General features: G+C 66.2%; 19 protein-coding genes. 14 read left to right on the top strand and 5 right to left on the bottom strand.

Annotation, left to right across the window (positions count from 1 at the left end; genetic code table 11):
- Positions 1-53: 53 nt before the first annotated feature.
- Positions 54-1565 carry a SulP family inorganic anion transporter gene (locus FM101_RS03640; protein ID WP_086995620.1) on the bottom strand — a complete coding sequence of 504 codons (1512 nt, stop codon included), beginning with the start codon at positions 1563-1565 and terminating at the stop codon, positions 54-56.
- 218 nt (positions 1566-1783) lie between these two features.
- Positions 1784-2164, bottom strand: coding sequence for a MerR family transcriptional regulator (locus FM101_RS03635; protein ID WP_086995617.1), 381 nt, complete (start codon positions 2162-2164; stop codon positions 1784-1786).
- Positions 2165-2265: 101 nt separating this feature from the next.
- On the opposite strand from FM101_RS03635, the gene FM101_RS03630 reads away from it, so the two are divergent.
- The 6 genes from FM101_RS03630 to FM101_RS03605 all read left to right on the top strand — a co-directional run bounded on the left by FM101_RS03630 (position 2266) and on the right by FM101_RS03605 (position 8170).
- Positions 2266-2910 (top strand): hypothetical protein, encoded by a 645-nt coding sequence (locus tag FM101_RS03630; protein WP_086995615.1) that lies wholly within the window; start codon positions 2266-2268, stop codon positions 2908-2910.
- On the top strand, positions 2907-3479 hold the full coding sequence (locus tag FM101_RS03625; RefSeq protein WP_086995612.1) for an OmpA family protein: 573 nt from the start codon (positions 2907-2909) through the stop codon (positions 3477-3479). The genes FM101_RS03630 and FM101_RS03625 overlap by 4 nt, the downstream gene beginning before the upstream one ends.
- A gap of 95 nt (positions 3480-3574) precedes the next feature.
- Positions 3575-4657, top strand: coding sequence for an ABC transporter ATP-binding protein (locus FM101_RS03620; RefSeq protein ID WP_086995609.1), 1083 nt, complete (start codon positions 3575-3577; stop codon positions 4655-4657).
- 119 nt (positions 4658-4776) lie between these two features.
- Positions 4777-5844, top strand: a complete 1068-nt coding sequence (locus FM101_RS03615) for an extracellular solute-binding protein (protein WP_086995607.1) — start codon at positions 4777-4779, stop codon at positions 5842-5844.
- A 2-nt stretch (positions 5845-5846) separates the two neighbouring features.
- Positions 5847-7397 carry an ABC transporter permease gene (locus tag FM101_RS03610; protein ID WP_086995604.1) on the top strand — a complete coding sequence of 517 codons (1551 nt, stop codon included), beginning with the start codon at positions 5847-5849 and terminating at the stop codon, positions 7395-7397.
- Positions 7398-7474: 77 nt separating this feature from the next.
- Entirely contained in the window at positions 7475-8170 is a 696-nt protein-coding gene (locus tag FM101_RS03605) for an HAD family hydrolase (RefSeq protein WP_086995601.1), read from the top strand.
- 14 nt (positions 8171-8184) lie between these two features.
- Here FM101_RS03605 and FM101_RS03600 read toward each other — a convergent pair whose 3' ends face one another.
- Genes FM101_RS03600 through FM101_RS03590 form a run of 3 tightly spaced genes read right to left on the bottom strand, consistent with a single transcriptional unit; the run spans position 8185 to position 10599 of the window.
- Positions 8185-8841, bottom strand: a complete 657-nt coding sequence (locus tag FM101_RS03600; RefSeq protein ID WP_086995598.1) for an SDR family oxidoreductase — start codon at positions 8839-8841, stop codon at positions 8185-8187.
- Positions 8842-8850: 9 nt separating this feature from the next.
- Positions 8851-9894, bottom strand: a complete 1044-nt coding sequence (locus FM101_RS03595; protein WP_086995595.1) for an NAD(P)-dependent alcohol dehydrogenase — start codon at positions 9892-9894, stop codon at positions 8851-8853.
- Positions 9895-9942: 48 nt separating this feature from the next.
- Positions 9943-10599, bottom strand: a complete 657-nt coding sequence (locus tag FM101_RS03590; protein ID WP_086995593.1) for an NAD(P)H-binding protein — start codon at positions 10597-10599, stop codon at positions 9943-9945.
- Positions 10600-10696: 97 nt separating this feature from the next.
- Between FM101_RS03590 and FM101_RS03585 the strand changes: the two genes are divergently transcribed.
- The 8 genes from FM101_RS03585 to FM101_RS03550 all read left to right on the top strand — a co-directional run bounded on the left by FM101_RS03585 (position 10697) and on the right by FM101_RS03550 (position 18840).
- Complete coding sequence (locus FM101_RS03585; protein WP_086995590.1) at positions 10697-11041, top strand: ArsR/SmtB family transcription factor; 345 nt, start codon at positions 10697-10699, stop codon at positions 11039-11041.
- Between the two features lie 101 nt (positions 11042-11142).
- On the top strand, positions 11143-12384 hold the full coding sequence (locus tag FM101_RS03580) for an amidohydrolase family protein (RefSeq protein WP_086995585.1): 1242 nt from the start codon (positions 11143-11145) through the stop codon (positions 12382-12384).
- A gap of 34 nt (positions 12385-12418) precedes the next feature.
- Positions 12419-13084 carry an MFS transporter gene (locus FM101_RS03575; RefSeq protein ID WP_179204215.1) on the top strand — a complete coding sequence of 222 codons (666 nt, stop codon included), beginning with the start codon at positions 12419-12421 and terminating at the stop codon, positions 13082-13084.
- Positions 13045-13668, top strand: coding sequence for an MFS transporter (locus FM101_RS03570; RefSeq protein ID WP_143269194.1), 624 nt, complete (start codon positions 13045-13047; stop codon positions 13666-13668). The genes FM101_RS03575 and FM101_RS03570 overlap by 40 nt, the downstream gene beginning before the upstream one ends.
- A gap of 82 nt (positions 13669-13750) precedes the next feature.
- Positions 13751-15064, top strand: a complete 1314-nt coding sequence (locus FM101_RS03565) for a LolA family protein (protein ID WP_086995574.1) — start codon at positions 13751-13753, stop codon at positions 15062-15064.
- Positions 15061-16098, top strand: a complete 1038-nt coding sequence (locus tag FM101_RS03560; RefSeq protein WP_428844138.1) for an ATP-binding cassette domain-containing protein — start codon at positions 15061-15063, stop codon at positions 16096-16098. Before FM101_RS03565 ends, FM101_RS03560 begins: the two co-directional genes overlap by 4 nt.
- A complete protein-coding gene (locus tag FM101_RS03555) occupies positions 16088-16906 on the top strand; it encodes an ABC transporter permease (protein ID WP_342744349.1) in 819 nt (272 codons plus the stop codon). The genes FM101_RS03560 and FM101_RS03555 overlap by 11 nt, the downstream gene beginning before the upstream one ends.
- A gap of 143 nt (positions 16907-17049) precedes the next feature.
- Entirely contained in the window at positions 17050-18840 is a 1791-nt protein-coding gene (locus FM101_RS03550; protein ID WP_086995570.1) for an HNH endonuclease, read from the top strand.
- The last annotated feature ends 452 nt before the right edge of the window (positions 18841-19292 follow it).

The raw sequence follows: 19292 nt of genomic DNA, 5'->3' as shown, positions 1-19292 counted from the left end.
CCTGCTATGGACTCTAGCCCCCGGCTCATGCACCGGACTTGGAGGAAGGTCGGCTAGCCGCCGAGCTTGCCCGCCATCCGCCGGCGCATTTCCAGGCTGGCGGTGTTCAGCCCCTGGACGGAGACCGCCTTGCCGTACTTCTCGTATTTCTCGGTGATGGAGTCCAGCGCGGCGATGGTCGAGGCATCCCAGAGGTGGGAATCATGCAGGTCGATCACCACGCGCTCGGGGTCCCCGGCGTAGTCGAACTGGGTGTACAGGTCGTTGGAGGAAGCGAAGAACAGTTCGCCGTGGACCCGGTAGGTGGCGAGCTGTTCGCCGTCGTGTTCCTCGAGATCACGATCGACGGTGACGAAGTGTGCGACCCGGCGGGCGAAGAGCACCATGGCGGTGAGTACGCCGACGCCGACGCCGATGGCGAGGTTGTTGGTGGCCACGGTGCCGATCACGGTGACGACCATGACGGTGGTTTCGCTCTTGGGCATCATGGCCAGTGTGGAGGGTTTGATGGAATGCCAGTCGAAGGTCGCCACGGAGACGAAGATCATCACGGCCACCAGGGCAGCCATGGGGATCAGGGCCACGATATCGCCCAGGGCGACCACCAGGACCAGCAGCAGGGCACCGGCCAGGAACGTGGAGATCCGCGTCCGGGCGCCGGAGGCCTTCACATTGATCATGGTCTGGCCGATCATGGCGCAACCGCCCATGCCGCCGAAGAGCCCGGTGACGATGTTCGCCACGCCCTGGCCCCAGGACTCGCGCGTCTTGCTCGAGCGGGTATCGGTGACGTCATCGACGAGCTTGGCGGTCATCAACGATTCGAGTAGACCCACGAAGGCCATCGCCAGGGAGAACGGGAAGATGATCTGTAGCGTTTCCCAACTCAGCGGGACGTTCGGGGAGACCAGGCCCGGCAGGGAATCGGGAAGATCTCCCTTGCCACCGACGGTGGGCACGTTCATGGACGTCAACACGGTGATCAGGGTGATCACGACGATGGCGACCAGCGGGGCGGGGACCGCGGTGGTCAGTTTCGGCAGGCCGAAGACGATGAGCAGGCCCAGGGCCACCAGCGGGTAGACCAGCCACGGAACGCCGAGCAGTTCGGGGACCTGGGCCGAGAAGATCAGGATGGCCAGCGCGTTGACGAAGCCGACCATCACCTGGCGGGGGATGAACCGCATCAGCTTCGCCACCCCGAGGACGGCCAACACGATTTGCAGGAGTCCTGCCAGCAGGACGGCGGCGATGAAGTAGTCGGTCCCGTGGCTGGCCACCAGCGGGGCGATCACCAGGGCGATGGCACCGGTGGCGCCGGAAATCATGGCCGGACGACCACCCACGAAGGCGATGGTGACGGCCATGGTGAAAGCGGCGAACAATCCGACGCGTGGATCGACCCCGGCGATGATGGAGAAGGCGATGGCCTCGGGGATCAGCGCCAAGGCCACGACCAGCCCGGCCAGGATCTCGGTCTTGAGCAGGCGCGGGGACTTCAAGGTGCGCAGGACCGACTGGCGCTCTTCGGGCGTCAGCGTCGTGCTGGGGGTGTCGATGGCCACGCGGGCCTCCGTTCGAATCAAACATCAGCGGGCAAAGTGCGGGGGTGCAGCAGGCGGGGCTGCAGGAATTCTGGGGTGCGCGACGCTGCGCGGCCGGGCAAAACACCGGCGGTGCCTCGAGCTGGTTTCGAGGGACCAACCGTGAAACGGGCCGCAGTAAACTCTACCCTAACGTGAGGGTTGGGCGGTGCGGAGGTGACGCAGGGATCCACCGGGGCTCATGCGCCGGCGAGGCCTTCGAGTTCGGTGATGAGCTCGTCGGCCTGGGCCAGATAGCGGGCCAGCTTTTCGCGTTCGTGGCGGGTGCGGTCCAAGAAATGTCTGGCTCGCTCGACCCGCTGGGCTCCGGGGGACGGCTCCTCGACGATGGAGAGCAACTCGGTGATCTCCTCGAGACTGAACCCCAACGGTTTCATGGCCTTGATATGCGTCAGGCGATCGACGTCGGTCTCCGTGAAGACCCGGAAACCACCGTCGGTCCGGGCGCTCGCCGGGAGCAGTCCCACGTCGTCGTAATGTCGGATCGTGCGCAGTGACAGGCCGGTCCGCTCGGCCAATTCGCCGATATGCATGGTGCGGCCCGGGGTGTGTTGCGGCATGGATCCTCCGTCGCTGGTCGGCTCATCACGTTACCAGCGCCTGGGTGGGCCGGCTGGCCGTCGCAGATGTGAGCGGGCGACGAAGCTGGTGAGTATATTCAATGTTGTACGGGCGCGGTCTTGATCTGCGCTATCACTCGATGCTCGGAGACCCGATGAAAAGCACCTGGCCCCTGTTCGTGACCGTTGCCCTCGCGGCAACCTTGCTCTCCGGCTGTAGTGCCGGCGATTCCGAGCCGAAGAGTGACGCTCCCTCACCGGCAGCCACTGCCAGTGCCTCCAGCGACGATGGCGGGAATGTGGAGGAGGACTCCGGCGTCGGAGTCGCTGAGATGGATACGACCAAGGTGCTGGCTGAGCAGGAGTACCAGCTTCCCGGCACGAAGGACAAAACCACGTTCGGGGTTCAATCCCTCAAGGTGGAAGGGGAGACGATGAAGCTCACGTTAGTGATGACGCCCGACTTTTCCTCTGTCAGCGACTCGGAAACCCTGCGGATGTACAAGTTGACTGGAGACGACGCGTTCGAGCCTTTGCTGATCGACCGAGACCATCTGAAGGAATACTCGGTCATTAGTGAATCGAGCAAAAAATGGACAGTCGACCACCTGAAGACCAAGACCACCAACGGCGAGCCGGTGATCTGGTGGGGGATGTATGCGGCGCCGGAGGACGAGATCGACACGGTGGATCTCAGGCTGTTCGGTGACCTGCCCGAGTTCACGAACGTGCCGATCCAACGATGAGTAGGACCTCGAAGCGCGTGTTGCGCGGCTCCGTTGTTGTTCTGGTCTCGCTGATGGTGGCCCCGGCGATCGCCGTCGCGGACACCACCCAGGCCGAGGACTTGCCCGAGCCCACCCAGGCCCAACTGGCGAAGTCGGTGCATGTCTGGGATCCGACACGGGGAGTGCACACCTGGAAACTCGAGGGGTCGGTCTCCGAGGTCGAGCAGGTGGAGACCAAGGACAAGGAAACGACGATCACCCTCTCGACCGACATCCTCTTCACCCCCGACAGTTCCACACTGCCCGGGACCGCGGCGCAGCGGATCGAAAAGCTGGTGAAGGATGTTCCGAAGGGGGCGAAGATCAAGATCGACGGTCATACCGATTCGGTGAAGGGCAAGGTCGATAACCAGAAGCTCTCCACCGACCGGGCCGAATCCGTCGCCGAGGCCGTCGCCAAGAAGCGTTCAGACCTCAAGGCGACGGTCAAGGGTCATGCCGATTCGCGGCCCGTCAAGCGCGAGGATCCCCAGGATCCCTCGACGCGCGCAGCGAACCGGCGCGTAGAAATCACTTATCAGGGCTGAGAAGTAGCGGGTCTACGAATAAGTGCACATGGATGTGATGTAGGAAGTGTCACCTTCGTTAGGTATGGGTAACCTTCCTCGGGTAGCCTGAAGATGTGTTGACGATTCGTGGGTTGAGCAAGACCTTCTCCGGGCGCCCCGGACAAGAGCCGGCGCAGGCACTGGACCAGGTCGACATCGACGTGGCCGAAGGCCAATTCGCCACCATCCTGGGCCCCTCGGGCTGCGGGAAAACCACCCTGCTGCGCTCCATCGCCGGCTTCGAGGACCCCAGTGCCGGCACCATCAGCATCGACGGCCGCGAGGTGGCAGCCAACGGACGCTCCTTGGTTTCCGCCCATGAACGCGGCGTCGGCATCGTCCCCCAAGACGGGGCACTCTTCCCCCACCTCTCGGTCGCCCAGAACATCGGTTTCGGTCTCACCGGCCAGCCCCGCCGCGAACGCAATCGCCGCGTCGCTGAAGTCCTGGAACTGGTGGGGCTCGATCACCTCGGTTCTCGCCGCCCCCATGAACTCTCAGGTGGCCAGCAGCAACGCGTCGCCCTGGCCCGGGCCATCGCGCCCAATCCGCGGGTGATCCTGCTCGATGAGCCCTTCTCCGCCCTGGACGCCTACCTGCGCCAGTCGTTGCGCGAAGAAGTGCGCAACCTCCTGCGTGACATCGGCGCCACCGTGGTGCTGGTGACCCACGATCAGGCAGAGGCCATGACCCTGGCCGACCACCTCGTGGTGATGCGCCACGGCAAGGTCGTCCAGGCCGGCAAGCCGCGTGAAACCTACTTCCGGCCCTGCGATATCGAACTGGCCCGCTTCCTGGGCGACGCGGTCGTCGTCGACGGGGATATTCCCTGCGGCGCCGCCACCGGCACCAGCGGTTCCACCGTCTCCTGCGCGTTCGGGGAGCTCGCCATCGGCTCCTGGCATGGCCGCCCGGGCCTCTGCGACGTGCTCATCCGCCCGGAAAACATCACCGTGCGCGGCACCGGCGAAGGCGTTGGCCTTCCCGGGGTCGTCGGCACCGTTGTCGATCAGTCCTTCTACGGGCACGACGGCGTCCTGCAGGTTGCCATCCCACAATTGCCCGAGCGGGTTCCCGTCCGAGTGATGGGGGACCAGGCCTTCGATGTCGGGCAGTCCGTGACGCTTTCGGTGGACCGGGCGGTATGCACCTACTAGGCCCACCAGGCCCCCTGAACCCCATCAGCTGAGCGTCGTCGACGCCGAATTTTCCCGTGCGCCAGCGCGGTCCGTACCCATTCATGCAGCACCAACGAGTTAGGTCCAGACGTATTCGTATGTTCTCCACTCTTTCCCGGCGGGTTTTCGCCGTCACCGCAGTTGTTTCCCTGGCAGCCCTGACCGGATGTTCAGCAGGTGGCACCGACGCCGCCTCGAGCGCTTCGAACTCCGGTGCCGCGGCCGAAGACACGACGCTGACCGTCTACACCGACCAGCACGCCGAACTGATCGAGGGCCTGACAAAGGCCTACACCGATGAGACCGGTGTGAAGTTCAACATCCAGGCCGACGCCACGGTGGGCCAGATCGAAGCCGAAGGCAAGGCAGCCCCCGCCGACGTCTTCCTCTCCGAGGATCCGGGCCCGGTGGCCCAGCTGGGCAAGAAGGACCTGCTGTCCGATATCGACGAGGCCACCCTGGATCAGATCCAGCCGGGCCTGAGCTCGCAGAAGAAGCAGTGGGCGGCCTACGCGGCCCGCACCCGGGTGCTCTACTACAACCCGGAAAAGATCGACGAAGCCAAGCTTCCCGAGAAGCTGATGGACATCAACAAGCCCGAATACAAGGGCAAATTCGCTTGGGCCCCCTCGGGCGCCTTCGTGGCCACCACCCAGTACCTGATCTCCACCATCGGTGAAGCCAAGACCAAGACGTTCTTGGAGGGGCTGAAGGAGAATGGCGTCAACGAGCAGAAGAACGGCAACGTCCGCGATACCGTCGAAGCCGGTAAGCACGCCATGGGCCTGTCGAACCACTACTACTGGTGGATCAAGGCCGATGAGGTCGGCGGCGCCGACAAGATGACCTCCAAGATCCACCACTTCCCGGAAGCCGACGCCGGCAACCTGATCCTCTCCTCCGGCGCAGCCGTCATGAAGTCCTCCGAGCAGCAGGAAGCCTCGGCCGACTTCATCAAATGGCTCACCGCAGCCGACGGCGGGCAGAAGCTCATCGCCGAAGGTGACATCGACGTTTCGGGCGCCCAGTACCCGGTCGCCAAGGACGCCGAAAGCAAGATCGTCGGCTCCCTCGATGAGATCAAGTCCCCCGAATACGATATGGACATCATGGCCGACCAGGCCGAAGCGGAGAACCTGCTGAAGTCCTTGGGCATGTCCAGCTAGCCTTGCCCACCCGCACCAGAAAGCCGACGGCGACCGCAACCCTTGCGGTCGCCGTCGGCGTGCTATCCCTGCTGCCGGTCAGCTACCTGTTCATCGCCGGTTTCTCCTTCGCCGACATCCGGCAGCTGTTCAGTTTCCCCACCACGGTCCCCGATATCGCCCGGACCATCGGGCTGACCGTCTCGGTCTCGGTTCTGTCGATCGTCCTCGGCGTCGCGGCGGCCACCCTGGTGGTGCGCACCGATATCCCCGGACGCAAGCTGCTCACGGTGCTCTTTGCCATGCCGCTGGCCGTTCCCGGTTTCGTGAGCGCCTACGCCGCCTATTCGGCCAACCTGATGTTCTTCCCGCAGGCAGACCTGGTCACCAATTTCGGCGGTGCGACGGCGGTGCTCTCGCTCTCGCTCTACCCCTACGTCTTCCTGCCAGCGGTGATCGCCCTGCGCAACACCGACCCCGCCCAGGAGGAAGTGGCCCGCAGCCTCGGGACCCGCTCGCACGCAGTCTTCGGGCGCATCGTCGTCCCGCAACTGCGCCCGGCCTTGGCCGGCGGCGTGCTCATCGTGGCGCTTCACGTGCTCTCCGAATACGGAGCCATGGTCCAGCTGCGCCAACGCACCCTGACGACGACGATCATGGCCGAAATGATCGACTACGGCGACTACTCTTCGGCCCGCTCCATTTCTGTGCTGCTGGCCGTCTTCTCCTTCGGGGTGCTGCTGGCCAATCGGGCGTTTTCCGGGCGCACCGTCCCCGGTTCGGTCGGAAGCGGTTCGGTCCGCCCGCCCTCACGCTGGCGGTTGCGCGGGGCGAAACCGCTGGTCATGGCCACCGCCCTGCTCATTCCCGGGCTGGCCCTGGGGCCCACCGCATTGATGACCGTGCGCGGGCTGACCTCACCGCACCGTTCCGCCGTCGTGCATTGGCCCGATGTGTTCGCCGCGATGGGCTCCACCCTGGGCTACGCCGGATGGGCCGCACTTTTCGCCACCATCCTGGCCTTCCCGGTGAGCTGGTGGGTCAGCCGGAAGCCCTCCGTCTCCTCGCATCTGACCGAACGCTCGATCTGGGTGGCCCATTCGGTCCCCAACGCGATCCTGGCCCTCGCCCTGGTCTTTTTGGCCACCCGGTTGCTGCCCGGAATGTATAAGACGGCTGCCCTGCTGGTGTTGGCCTACGTGATCCTTTATCTCCCGCTGGCGGTCAGCAACCAGCGGGTCGGCATGCAGGCGGCCCTGGTCAAGTACGACGACGTGGCCGCCTCGCTGGGTTCGGGTAGCTTCCGCAGATTCTTCAGGGTCTCGCTGCCGTTGGCACTACCCGGCGTGGTCACCGGCGCCCTGTTGGTGGGCCTGGATGCCAGCAAGGAATTGACCACCACGTTGATGCTGCTGCCCTATAATTCCAACACCCTGGCCACCGGGCTGTGGTCCACCACCAACGGGGAATCGCTGGACTTCACCGCGGCCGCCCCATACACCCTGATGCTGGTGATCCTGGGGTCCATTCCCGTCTTCCTGATCGTGCGCCGCACCCTGCGCTACGTGCGCTAAACCGCAGACTGCCGCGGACGGGAGCGACTGGATACACTGACGACATCGGTTAGCTGGCCCCCGAAAGGAAACATCCCATGGGCGCACCCCGCCACGCAGTCCTTTTCGACGTCGACGGGACGCTGGTCGACTCCACCTATTGGCATACCGTGTCCTGGTGGCAGGCACTGCGCCAGCACGGGCACACCGTTCAGATGTCCCGCATCCACCGGGCCATCGGCATGGGCGGAGACAAACTCGTATCCCACGTGGTGGGGGAGAACGTCGATGCTGACCAGGAGCAGGCGCTGAAGGATGCCCATGCGGCGATCTTTTCCACCCACTGGCCACAGCTGACCCGCTTTGACGGGGTCAAGGAACTGCTCCGTGCCTGCCATGGGGCCGGCGCCGCCGTCGTTCTCGCGTCCTCGGCGCAGGGCCCCCAATTGGAGGTGTTGCGCCGGACCATCGACGCGGATGATTTTCTGACCGCGGCCACGAGTTCCTCCGACGCCTCGGCGAGCAAACCCGAACCGGATATCGTCGAGGCCGCGCTGGAATCCGCGGGCGTCGCGGCCGAACAGGCGATTTTCATCGGCGACGCCGTCTGGGATGTTCACGCCTGCGCGAAACTGGGCCTACCGGTGATCGGGTTGGCCTGCGGCGGGACGAGCGCCGCCGAACTGCGTGAAGCCGGCGCCCTCGAAGTGCACGAGCAGGCCGCCGACCTCCTCGCGCACCTCCAGGTCAGCGCGCTGGGACGCCTGCTCGACGCGGCCCGGGACGGCTCCTGAGCGCGCCGGGCCGCTCAGGACTCGACGAACTGTATTTCGCCGGTTTCCGCCCCGGTATGTAGGTCCCAGAAGGAACCGGCAATGGCATCGGGGTCAAAGAACGTCCCCGCCTGCACCACACCGCCAATGGTGACGGTACCGACGGTGATGCCGTCCGCGGCGAGCTCATCGGCCAGGGTGAACACCAGATTCCGCAGTCCTGCCTTGCCGATGGCCGCCGAGACCCTCGAGGCCACCGGGTTCACCCCGAGCATCCCTCCCGTGAACAGCAAGGTCCCCGCACCGCGTTCCCTCATGGCCGGTGCCACCAGGTGGGCGCATTCCAGCGCACCGAGGACGTTGACCGCGAAGTCCCCGGCCACCTCGGCGGCCGACACCTCCAACGGCGTGCCGATGGTGATGGCCCCGGCGTTGTAATGCAGGACATCGGGGGTGCCGAACTCGGCCTCCACGGTGGCGAAGGCAGCGGCCAGCGAGACCGGATCCGTCACGTCGGCCACCAGGGGATGGGCCTGGATGCCGGAGGCCTTCAGCTCGGCCACCCGCTCGTCCAGCGCCTCGGCTCGACGGGCCATCAGGACGACGGTGAATCCCTCGGCCCCGAACTTCCGGGCGACACCGGCACTGACGCCCGATCCGGCCCCGACGATGGCGATGAGCTGCTTCTGCATGGTGTCGTCCTAGTCCAGCGTGGAGGTGTCGATGACGGCGCGGTAGCGGACCTTTGAGGACTGCACCCGCTCGTAGGCCTCGTTGATCTGCTCGGCGCCGATCAGTTCGGTGGCGGCCTCGACACCATGTTCGGCACAGAAGTCCAGCATTTCCTGGGTTTCGCGGATGCCCCCGATCAGTGAACCGGCGAAGGAGCGGCGGGCGCCGATGAGCGCGAACACGTTCAGCGAGAGCGGGACCGGGGGAGCGCCAACGTTGGTCATCGTCCCGTCCAGAGCCAGCAGCGACAGGTACGCATCGAGCTCGATTTCGGCACTGACCGTATTCAGGATGAAGTCGAAGGAGCCGGCGAGCTGGGTGAACGTTTCCGGGTCGGAGGTGGCGTAGTAGTGGTCGGCACCGAAACGCTTCCCGTCCTCCTGCTTGGAGAGGGTCTGCGAGAGCACGGTGACCTCGGCGCCCAGGGCGTGGGCGATCTGCACGCCCACATGGCCCAGGCCGCCCATTCCGACGACGGCCACGCGGGAGCCGGGTCCCACGTTCCAGTGCCGCAGCGGTGAGTAGGTGGTGATGCCGGCGCAGAGCAGGGGAGCGGCGGCAGCGAAGTCGAGGGCCTCGGGGATACGCAGCACGAAGTCGGCATCGACGACGACGGCCGTGGAGTAGCCGCCCTGGGTGATGCTTCCATCGCGGTCCACGGCGCCATAGGTGCCCACGTTGCCGCCCGTGCAGAACTGCTCCTCGCCCTTCCGGCAGTTTTCGCAGTCGCGGCAGGAGTTGACCAGGCAGCCGACCCCGACCTGATCGCCCACCTGGTGGTTGGTGACCTCGGAGCCGACCTCGGAGACATAGCCCACGATTTCGTGGCCCGGGGTCAGCGGGTAGTGCTGATCGCCCCAGTCGCCCTGGACGGTGTGGATATCGGAGTGGCAGATGCCGGCATATTTGATGTCGATGAGTACGTCGTTCACCCCGACGTCGCGGCGTTGAAGGGTGGTGGGAATCAGGGGTTCGTTCGCTGCGGGGGCGGCGTAGGCGTTAACGGTGAGCATGGTGTCCTTTGCTAGGTGCCGCAGGGGATGCGGCGAAGGGTAGGGGAATCAGGGGGTGGAAGTCAGGGCGGCGACGGCTTCCGCCACCGGGGTGTTGCCACCGGTCAGTTCGACGATGACGCGGTTCAACGCGGGTTTGGCCAGTGCGGCATCGATGAAGGCTGCGACGTCGGCGCGGGGGATGGTGCCATAGGGGATCGCCGGCCCGGCGGTCACCCTGCCGGTTCCAGCGGTATCGACCAGGGTCCCGGGGCGCACGATCAACCACTCCAGCCCGGTGGCTGCCACATGCACGTCGGCATCCTTCTTGATGCGCATGTAATGCTCGAAGGCTTCGGGGGAATCCGGTCCACGGCCTGCTTCGGGGAAGACCGAGACGAGGACGAAACGGCTGACCCCTGCCTGTTCGGCGGCTTCGGCGGCCTTCTTCAGCCCGTTGCCGTCGATCAGGGTGGTCTGTTCGGTCCCGGCGCCGTGGGCTCCCGCGGAGAAGACGACGGCGTCGTGCCCAGACATCTTTGCGGCCAGGTCGGCCACGGTGTCCTGGACGAGATCACCGGGGACTGCTGTGGCGTTCGTGGCGGTGATGGCTTCCGCCTGTTCGGGTTTGCGGTGCATTCCGGTCACGTCCTCGCCGCGGGCGGTGAGCAGCTGGGCGAGTGGACGGCCGACGCCTCCTGCGGCGCCGATCTGGAAAATACGCATGACTTCCTCCTCAAGGGTCTGGAATGAAGTACGACGACTAGCGTAGTACGATGGTTCTCGTATTAGCGAATGAGCCCCTGCACTGGAGGATGGGTTGATGAGTTCCCCCCGCACCCTGGAGCACCCCGAAACCGTCGAGCTGAACTTGGACGCCGTCTTGGCTGCCCTGGCCGATCCGATCCGCCGGCGCATCGTGGTGCAGCTCGCCCGCGGGCATCAAGACCAGGCCTGCATCGGTTTCAACCTGCCGGTCAGCCGCTCCACCTCCACCCACCACTTCCGCGTACTGCGGCAAGCGGGAGTCATCGAGCAGCGCTACCAAGGCACCGCCATCCTGAACTCGTTGCGCGCAGCCTGCCTGGAAGAGCGCTTCCCCGGGCTCTTGCCGGCCATTGTTGCCGCCCAAGCGCCGGTGGATGGTCCGCTGCCCGAGGAGGGCTAACCGCCACCCGTCCGGCCCGAACGCAGGACCCCACCCCTTTCCCCCGAGGTCCAATTTTGGAATGATACTTTTGGGATACGGAAAAGAGAGGGGTTTCGGCGATGCTGATCCGCAATGTCAGGCCATGGGGCGGGGAAGCCGCCGACGTGGAACTCGAAGGCGACCGGATCGTAGCGATCCGGCCCCACGCAGGAGCCCACGGCAGGCCCGTCGGCTCCGCGCCCGAAGCACAGGCCACCGGAGCCGAAGAGCTCGACGGGCGGGGACGCCTGCTCCTGCCGTCCTTCTCCGACGTCCACGTCCACCTGGACTCCACCCGGATCGGGCTGCCCTTCCGCGAACACACCGGCGGTGCCGGGGTGTGGGCCATGATGCTCAACGATCGGAAGAACTGGCGTCACGCCGAGGTCCCGCTGCCCGAACGGGTCGCCGGAACCCTGGAACGGATGATCGCCTACGGCACCACCCGGGTGCGTAGCTTCGCCCAAATCGATGTGGACGCCGGACTGGAGAAGTTCGAGGCGGTGCTCGCCGCCCGGGAAAAGTACGCACACGCCGCCGAGGTGCAGATCATGGCCTTCCCGCAGGCCGGTCTGCTCATTGAGCCCGGGACCATTGACCTGCTCGAAGAGTCGTTGAAGCTCGGGGCCACCGTGATGGGTGGGATCGACCCCTGTCAACTGGACCGGGATCCGGTGAAGCATCTGGACGTGGTCTTCGACCTGGCACAAAAGTACGACGTCGATATCGACATCCACCTCCACGAACCCGGCCAGCTGGCCGTCTTCAGCGCCGAGCTGGTCTGTGAACGGGTCCGCGCCCTGGGCATGCAGGGGCGGGTCACGCTCTCCCATGCCTACGAGCTCGGTGCCGTCTCCGAAGCGGTGACCGCGGCGATGATGGAGCAGATGGCCGAACTGGATATCTCCTGGACCACGATCGCCCCGGCGCGGACCGCCCCGCAGTTCAACCTCGCAGCCATGAGCGCGGCAGGGATTCGGGTCGGGCTCGGCCAGGACGGCCAACGTGACTACTGGAGCCCCTACGGGAACGCCGACCTGCTGGATCGGACCTGGCAACTGGCCTTCACCCACCAACTGCGCCGCGACGAGGACATCGCCCACTGCGCCGCCATCGCCACCATCGGCGGTGCCTCGATCATGGATCGCAACGTCCCGCGTCTCACTGGCGTCGCCGACCGGCCAGGACTTGAGGTGGGCGATCGCGCGGATCTGCTGCTCTGCCCGGGGGAGACGGTGACCAGCGCCATCATGGACCGTGAGGCCGACCGCACCGTGGTGCACGACGGGCGGGTCGTCGCCGAAGGACTCCATGTCAGCTGACACGCCGCCGCCTTCGCCGCCTTCGCCGCCTTCCATGCGGGCCGCACGCCTGCTGGGCCTGTTCGCCGCGGCAGCTGTGGGGCTGAATCTGCGTCCGGCCATCACCTCGGTCGCCTCGGTCCTGGACCAGCTGCCGGCCCAGCTGGGGGTCTCCGATACCGGGATCGTCGTCCTGTCCTCCCTGCCGGTCGCCGCCTTCGGGCTCAGCGCCCCGCTGGTGCCCCGGCTGGCCCGCAGGTTCGGGGTCAACGGTGCCTTGCTACTCTCCATGGGGGTGCTCGCCCTGGCCCTGCTGCTCCGTGTGCTCGTCCCGGTGCTGCTGCTCCCCGGCACCTTGGTGGCCGGTGCGGCGATCATGGGTGGCTCGGTACTGATGCCGCAATACCTCAAACAGCTCCAGGCGACGCCCCGGGCCATCGGGGTGGCCACCACCATGTTCGCCGTGGGGGCGGCCCTCGGCGCGGCCCTGACCCGGCAACTTTCCGACGCGGTTTCCGTCGCCGTCGCCCTGGCCGTCTGGGCCCTGCTGGCTGCCCTGGCCTGCATCGTGCTCTACCTGGCCCGCCGCGCCGCAGCGCACGGGCCCGCCGCGCCGCAGCGCACGGGGCCGTCGAGGACTCCGAGGCGTGGACGGGCAGGTCATCCACGGGTTACGGCGTGGTGCCACGGGCCCCCGGACAGTGCTGGACCACCGCCCTGATCGTGGTGGTCTTCGGACTCCAGGCCGTCCTGTACTTCTTCGTGGCCGGCTGGTTGCCCACGGTGCTGGGTGAAGCAGGAACCGACGCGGGAACCGCGGCGAACCTGCTGGCCTGGTTCAGCGTCGTGGGCTTCATTTCCACCCTGGTCACCCCGATGCTGGTGGTCCGTCCGATCATGCTGCGGGTCACCGCCGTCGTCATCGGTGTCGGTATCGCCGGCGGCGTGCTGTGGCTGACCGTCGTCGTCCCCGGGCAGGCCTTCGCGCTGGTCTCCGTCCTGGGACTGCTGCAAAGCGGTGCCTTCGGGGTGGCCATGTCCCTGCTGGTCGCCAAGGCAGCCAGCCCCGCCGCCGCGGGAACCCTGTCGGCGCTGGCCCAGGGCATCGGCTTCGTGTTGGCCGCCGTGGGTTCCGCCGTCGTGGGCTCGCTGCGCCTGTCCACCGGTTCCTGGGATGCCGGGCTGTGGATCATGGCGGGACTGGCGCTGGTGTTCGGAGCGGCGGTCATTGCCGTGGCCGGACGACCGGCGATCGGGCAGCGGCCTGCGACGCGCAACGAGCCGGTGGGTTCCGGGCCCCGTTGAGCCGTGGCCCCGCTTTCCCTCGCCCTGCTCCGGTTCCCGGCGTACCGTAGGGGCAGGGGTTAGTGCCGATCGGGAAAGTGACATGAAACCAGCCATCAAGAAATGGATGCCGGCCGTAGCCATCCCGGCAGTGATTGCCGCCGTGGCCGTCGGCGCCAACGTGTCAGCTTCTGCTGCCCCCGAGCTGGACACCAAAACGCCCGCACAAGTCATCGAACTGATGGCCTCATCCCACCTCGAAGCGTATTCCGGCCAATTCGGCACCTCCACCCGGCTGGGTCTTCCGGCACTGCCCGACGCCGGCGCCCCCGCCTCCTTCGGTCCTCCGGCCCCCTCCACATCGGGTGACGAAGGGAAGTCTGACAGCGGAGGAAAGCCGGGCGCCTCGACCTCCGCCCCGGCTTCGGGCCCGGCAGGTGCACGCGACTCCGGTGGCTCCAGCGATGCGCAACTGGCGCAGTTGCTGAACCTGGTCTCCGGCACCCACCAGGCACGGATCTACGTCGATGGCGCCGATCAGGCCCGGCTGCAGGTCTTGGGGGATATGGAAGAACAAGACGTCATCCTCAACGGCACCAGCCTGTGGACCTATGATTCGGCGGAGAAGAAGGCCGTGCACATGACCCTGCCGCAGCAGCCTTCCGCCGCCCATGAAGGCCATGGCGCAGGGAAGTCAGGTGCCGCGAAGTCAGGTGCCGCGGAGTCGGGCGATGTCGCGACCCGCACGCCGGCGGAGCTGGCCGAGACCTTCCTGTCGGCGGCCGAAGCCTCGACCCAGGTTTCCGTGAAGGAGGGCTCGACCGTCGCCGGGCGGGCCGTTTACAACCTGGTGCTGGACCCGAAATCCGAGAAAACGCTCGTGGACGAGGTGACCATCGGCATTGACGCCGAAACGGGCGTCCCACTGGCGGTCACCGTGGCCGCCGTCGACCAGGACGCCCCGGCCATCAACGTGGCCTTCACCTCCTTCACTCCGAAGGCCCCCGACGCAGCACGCTTCGACTTCACCCCGCCGGCCAACGCCACCGTGACCGAGAAGAAGCTGCCCCAACACGGCGACACGTCAACGAACTGGCCTCGGCACACCTTCGGCACGCAGCATGAACGGCCGGCGCCCTCGGATGCCCCACGCGGTGACCGACACTGGCCCAGCGACGGCGCGCAGGACGGGACCGACGGCGAAGGCTGGGATACGGTCGCCATCATTCCCGCCGACGAGGTCCCCGCAGAGCTGAAGGACTCCGCCATGCTCAACGCCCTGGCCACCGAAGTCGACGGCGGGAAGCTGCTCCACACCTCGCTGGTCAACGCCCTCATCACCGATGACGGCCGCGTCGTCCTCGGCGCCGTGCAGCTCTCCCGGCTGCAGGCGGTGGCCCAGGCCGAGGCCCGGTGACCGACGCAGCCGCCACGGCAAGCCGCGCCAACGCAGTCGCCGCCACGGCCAACACCGGCGAACTGGCCATCGAGACCAGTCGGCTGAGCAAATCCTTCGGTCGCCGGCACGCGGTGGACAACCTGGATCTGGCCGTCCCACACGGCTCGGTCTTCGGCTTTCTGGGGCCCAACGGGTCGGGGAAGACCACCACCATCCGGATGCTGCTCGGGCTCGCGAATCCCAGCAGCGGAACCATCAACGTGCTCGGCCGACCCATGCCCACCGCGTCGAAGGACGTGCTGCCGCGGGTCGGCGCCCTCGTGGAAGGCCCGGCCTTCTACCCTTTCCTATCCGGCCGGGCGAACCTGCTGCGCCTGGACGCCGCCAACCCCCGGGCCGATGCCAGGGACCGGCGACGACGGGTGGATCGCGCCCTGGAAACCGTCGGGCTGTCCCAGGCCTCCGGGCTCGCCGTGCACGCCTACTCGTTGGGGATGAAGCAGCGACTCGGGATCGCCAATGCCCTGGCCACCGACCACGAGCTACTCGTCCTGGACGAACCCACCAACGGCTTGGACCCGCAGGGGACCCGCGAAGTCCGTCACCTCATCGCGTCGATGGCCGGAGCCGGGACCACGGTCTTCATTTCCAGCCACCTGCTCAGCGAGATCGAGCAAATGTGCACGCATGCAGCGGTGATGAGCGCCGGCCACCGGGTGGCCCACGGCACCTTGGAGGAGTTGCGCTCGGACGGTAACGCCTATGCGGTCCTTGAAACCCCCGATGAGTACGCAGCTCGCGCAGTATTGGCCCGGCTGGGGCTCGGTGATCTGGAAACCAGGGAAGCAACCGCTTCGGCGACGGAGATCGGTACCGAGGCAGGCACCGCCGTCGTGCGGGTGGCCGTCCCCGAGGGGGCTGCCACCGCCGAGGAGATTGTTGCAGCACTGGTGGCCGCCGGGGTGCGGGTGCGCGGTTTCGCCATTGAGCGGCCCAGCCTCGAGGAACGGTTCGTGGCCTTGACGGGGGAGGGGTTCGATCTTGCCCAATAATGCGTTGCTGCTTTCAGAGCTGGGGATGGTGTTTCGACGTAGGCGTACGTGGGCGATGCTTGCGGCGTTGGGAGCCGTTCCGGTCCTGATCGCCGTCGCCGTCCGGCTCACCTCCTCGGAGGTTCCAACGGGCCATGGCCCGCAGTTCCTGGACCAGGTGGCCGGCAACGGATTATTCGTGGCGATCGTGGGGATGTTCATGTGCATCCCGTTGTTCCTGCCGCTGACCGTTGCCGTGGTCTCGGGAGACACCATTGCCGGAGAAGCAGGGCACGGAACGCTGCGCTATTTGCTCATTGCCCCCGCTTCACGGGCCCACCTGCTGTTGGTGAAGTACATCGGGGCGTTGGCTTTCTGTCTGGCCGCGGCATTGACCGTGGCCGGCTGTGGGCTGCTCATCGGGGCGGCACTGTTCCCCGTGGGGCCGGTGACTTTGCTGTCCGGGGACACCCTTGCCCTCGGTGCCGCGATCCTGCGGATTGTGCTGATCGCCGGCTATGTTGCCTTGTCCCTTTGTGGGCTGGCAGCGGTGGGTCTGTTCATCTCCACGCTGACGGATGTTCCGGTGGGGGCGATGGCGGCCACCGCGGTGCTCTCGGTTGCTGCCCAGATCCTGGGCCAGCTGCCCCAATTGGACTGGCTGCACCCCTGGTTGTTCACCCATGAGTGGTTCGGGTTTGCCGATCTGCTGCGTGAGCCCATTTTATGGGGGTCCTTCGGCCGGAACGCCGTATTGCAGGGCGGCTACGTGCTGGTCTTCGGTGCCCTGGCCTATGGGCGGCTGAGCACCAAGGACATCCTCTCCTGAAGGGCGTCAAACGGAAGCCGGTTGGCTTCGGATCGCGGCAGTATTCCACTCACGAACCCCTCACAGGTCGGCCAGCTGGCACCTTATCCCCAGCACGTAGGGGCACCCTCGATCGGAATCCCGACCCCTGACAGAGTGGAGGCATGGAACACAACACGAGCGCGGTGGTGGTCGACGGGTGGGATATCGCCCGGTCCACCGGCCTCGCCGTGGACGGTTCCACCCGGTTGAAAGCCGCCGAAGCCTTGGCCCGTTTTGCAGAGGCCGAGAAGTTCAAGGCCGCCGCCATGCTTCATGCCGAAGCACACCGAGCGGTGCCGTCCCTGCTGGATGACTTAGCTGGGGAACCGGGGATGGGGATTTCATTGCGCACCGGTCGGATGGCCGAACAGGCCGCCACGGAAAGCGCCGCGCTGGAAGTCGCACTGGTCTGCGGAATCTCGCCCGGACAAGGGCAGCGCATTCTTGACCAAGCGGAAACCTTGGTCCGGCAAACCCCTGAAGTCATCGATTCCCTGGCCTCGGGACGTCTGGGGAGCGGTCATGTCCAGAAGATTCTCGAACAGGTGAAGTACATCGTTCCTGAAACGCTCCCGGCATTGCCCCCGGAAGCCGATCAGGCGACCCGGGAGGAATGGGATCGTGAGAGGGCCCGGCTGGACGAGCGGGCCCGTGCCGCACGGCGGGATTTCGGTGCCGACATGTTGGCCACCGCTCCGGGGAAGTCGCCGGCACAATTGCGCACCCGGGGCCGGCAGTTGCTGGAGAAGTACTACGGGCTCTCCTATACCAGGCGCTCGCGCACTGCCATGCGGGACCGGCGGATCATGTTCGATGAAGACGCTGACGGGATGTCCTGGTTCTCCGCCTTCCTTCCCACGGCCGGCTGCCACGCCATCTTCTCGAGGATCGATGCCATGGCCAGGGTGCTGAAAGCCGATCCGGCCTCTGCTGCCGATCTGCTGCATCCCGAAGAAATCCACGGCACAACTCCGGAGGCCAGCAATGACCCGGTCGAGCAGCGGACCGTGGAGCAGTTGCGTGCCGATGTGTTCATGGACCTGCTGCTCGAGGGCCCGACCGGGAAGGGTCTGGCCTCGATCCAGCCCGAAGTCTTCGTCACGATCCCGGCCACGATGCTTCCCGGGGTGCCGGGAGGCCCCACGGGTGACACGGACGACGAACCCGTCCAGGTCGGTACGGCCGAACTACCTCCCGGGGCAGAAGTTCCCACAATTCTTGGTGGCGGAGCAGTGGATCAGGAGTCCGCAGCACGTTTCATGGCTGCGGCGAAAACCTGGTGGCGGGTCGTTACCGATCCGATGACCGGGGCCATCGTGAAGTTCGGACAAAGCAAATACCGGCCCAGCGCCGCCCAACGGGCGGCCCTGCGCTTCCGGGACGGAGGCTGTTGCACCCCGGGGTGCCCGGGCCGGGTGGAGGACTGCGATGTGGACCATGACCGGGAGTGGCAGAAGGGCGGCGGCACGGATCTGGGCAACCTGTATCTTAGGTGCCGACGTTGCCACCGACTCAAGTCCTGGGGGTTGCTCGAGTTTGAGGAGGGGACCCACGGCACGGTCGTGGCCACCAGCCTGTTCGGTACACGACAGGAAACGGCTCCGGCCGCCCCGTGGGCCTCCGGCACAAGAGAGCACCGCGTGCGTAACGAGCCGGAGGCAGCAGACATCCCGGAGTCGTCCACGAAGTACGTGACCTGGGGCAAGGTCAATGAGGTTCCGGACTCCTCCTGCGAAAACCCTGAATTCGGTCGCTATGCCAAAACCAGTAACGCCCGGGGCGCTCGCCGTCGGCGGCTGGACCGCGAAGCTGGTGCCTGCGAACCGCGCAACCTCATCCGCGAAGAAGCGGCAGACCCGTGGCAGAGCACCTCAACCGGACCGCGGCAAGGCACGGAGGACATTCCCTTCTGATCTCGGGCATTCCAGGGACAGAAGCGGGTAGGGGAAACGTTCGAGTGCATGCGGTCTCAGAGAAAGCCGTCAGGTTATTTCCTCAGCACGAGGGGAAGGAAGATCTCGTCAACGCTGGATTCAGCGACTTCATCGGGATCGACTTCATCGCGAGCCACGGCATGACCCAAGATCTGTTGCATAGTGATGCAGCATCCCGAGAGAAAAACATCATGCAATTCGTCGATCCTTGTTCCGGTCTCGGCCTAGCACCCGCCCAGCGTTCCTGTATGGTGCACCGAGACCTTGCGGCGTGCGCCAGCATGGGCTAGCGCAGCATGGATGGATTCGGCCTTCCCGGGGCGCCGCCGATAGACAACGGTCCGGCTCGTCGGGGCGCGCTCGGCCCCAGAATCTATCGTCAAGCGGTCGTATCCCGTGTCGCGGAGCTCTGCCCACGTGCCGTCGAGGAG

The organism is Arthrobacter rhombi (assembly GCF_900163545.1).
GTDB classification, from domain to species: Bacteria; Actinomycetota; Actinomycetes; order Actinomycetales; family Micrococcaceae; genus Arthrobacter_H; species Arthrobacter_H rhombi_A.
Note: the sequence above shows the minus strand (reverse complement) of the source record. Positions and strands in the feature narration are given on the sequence as shown.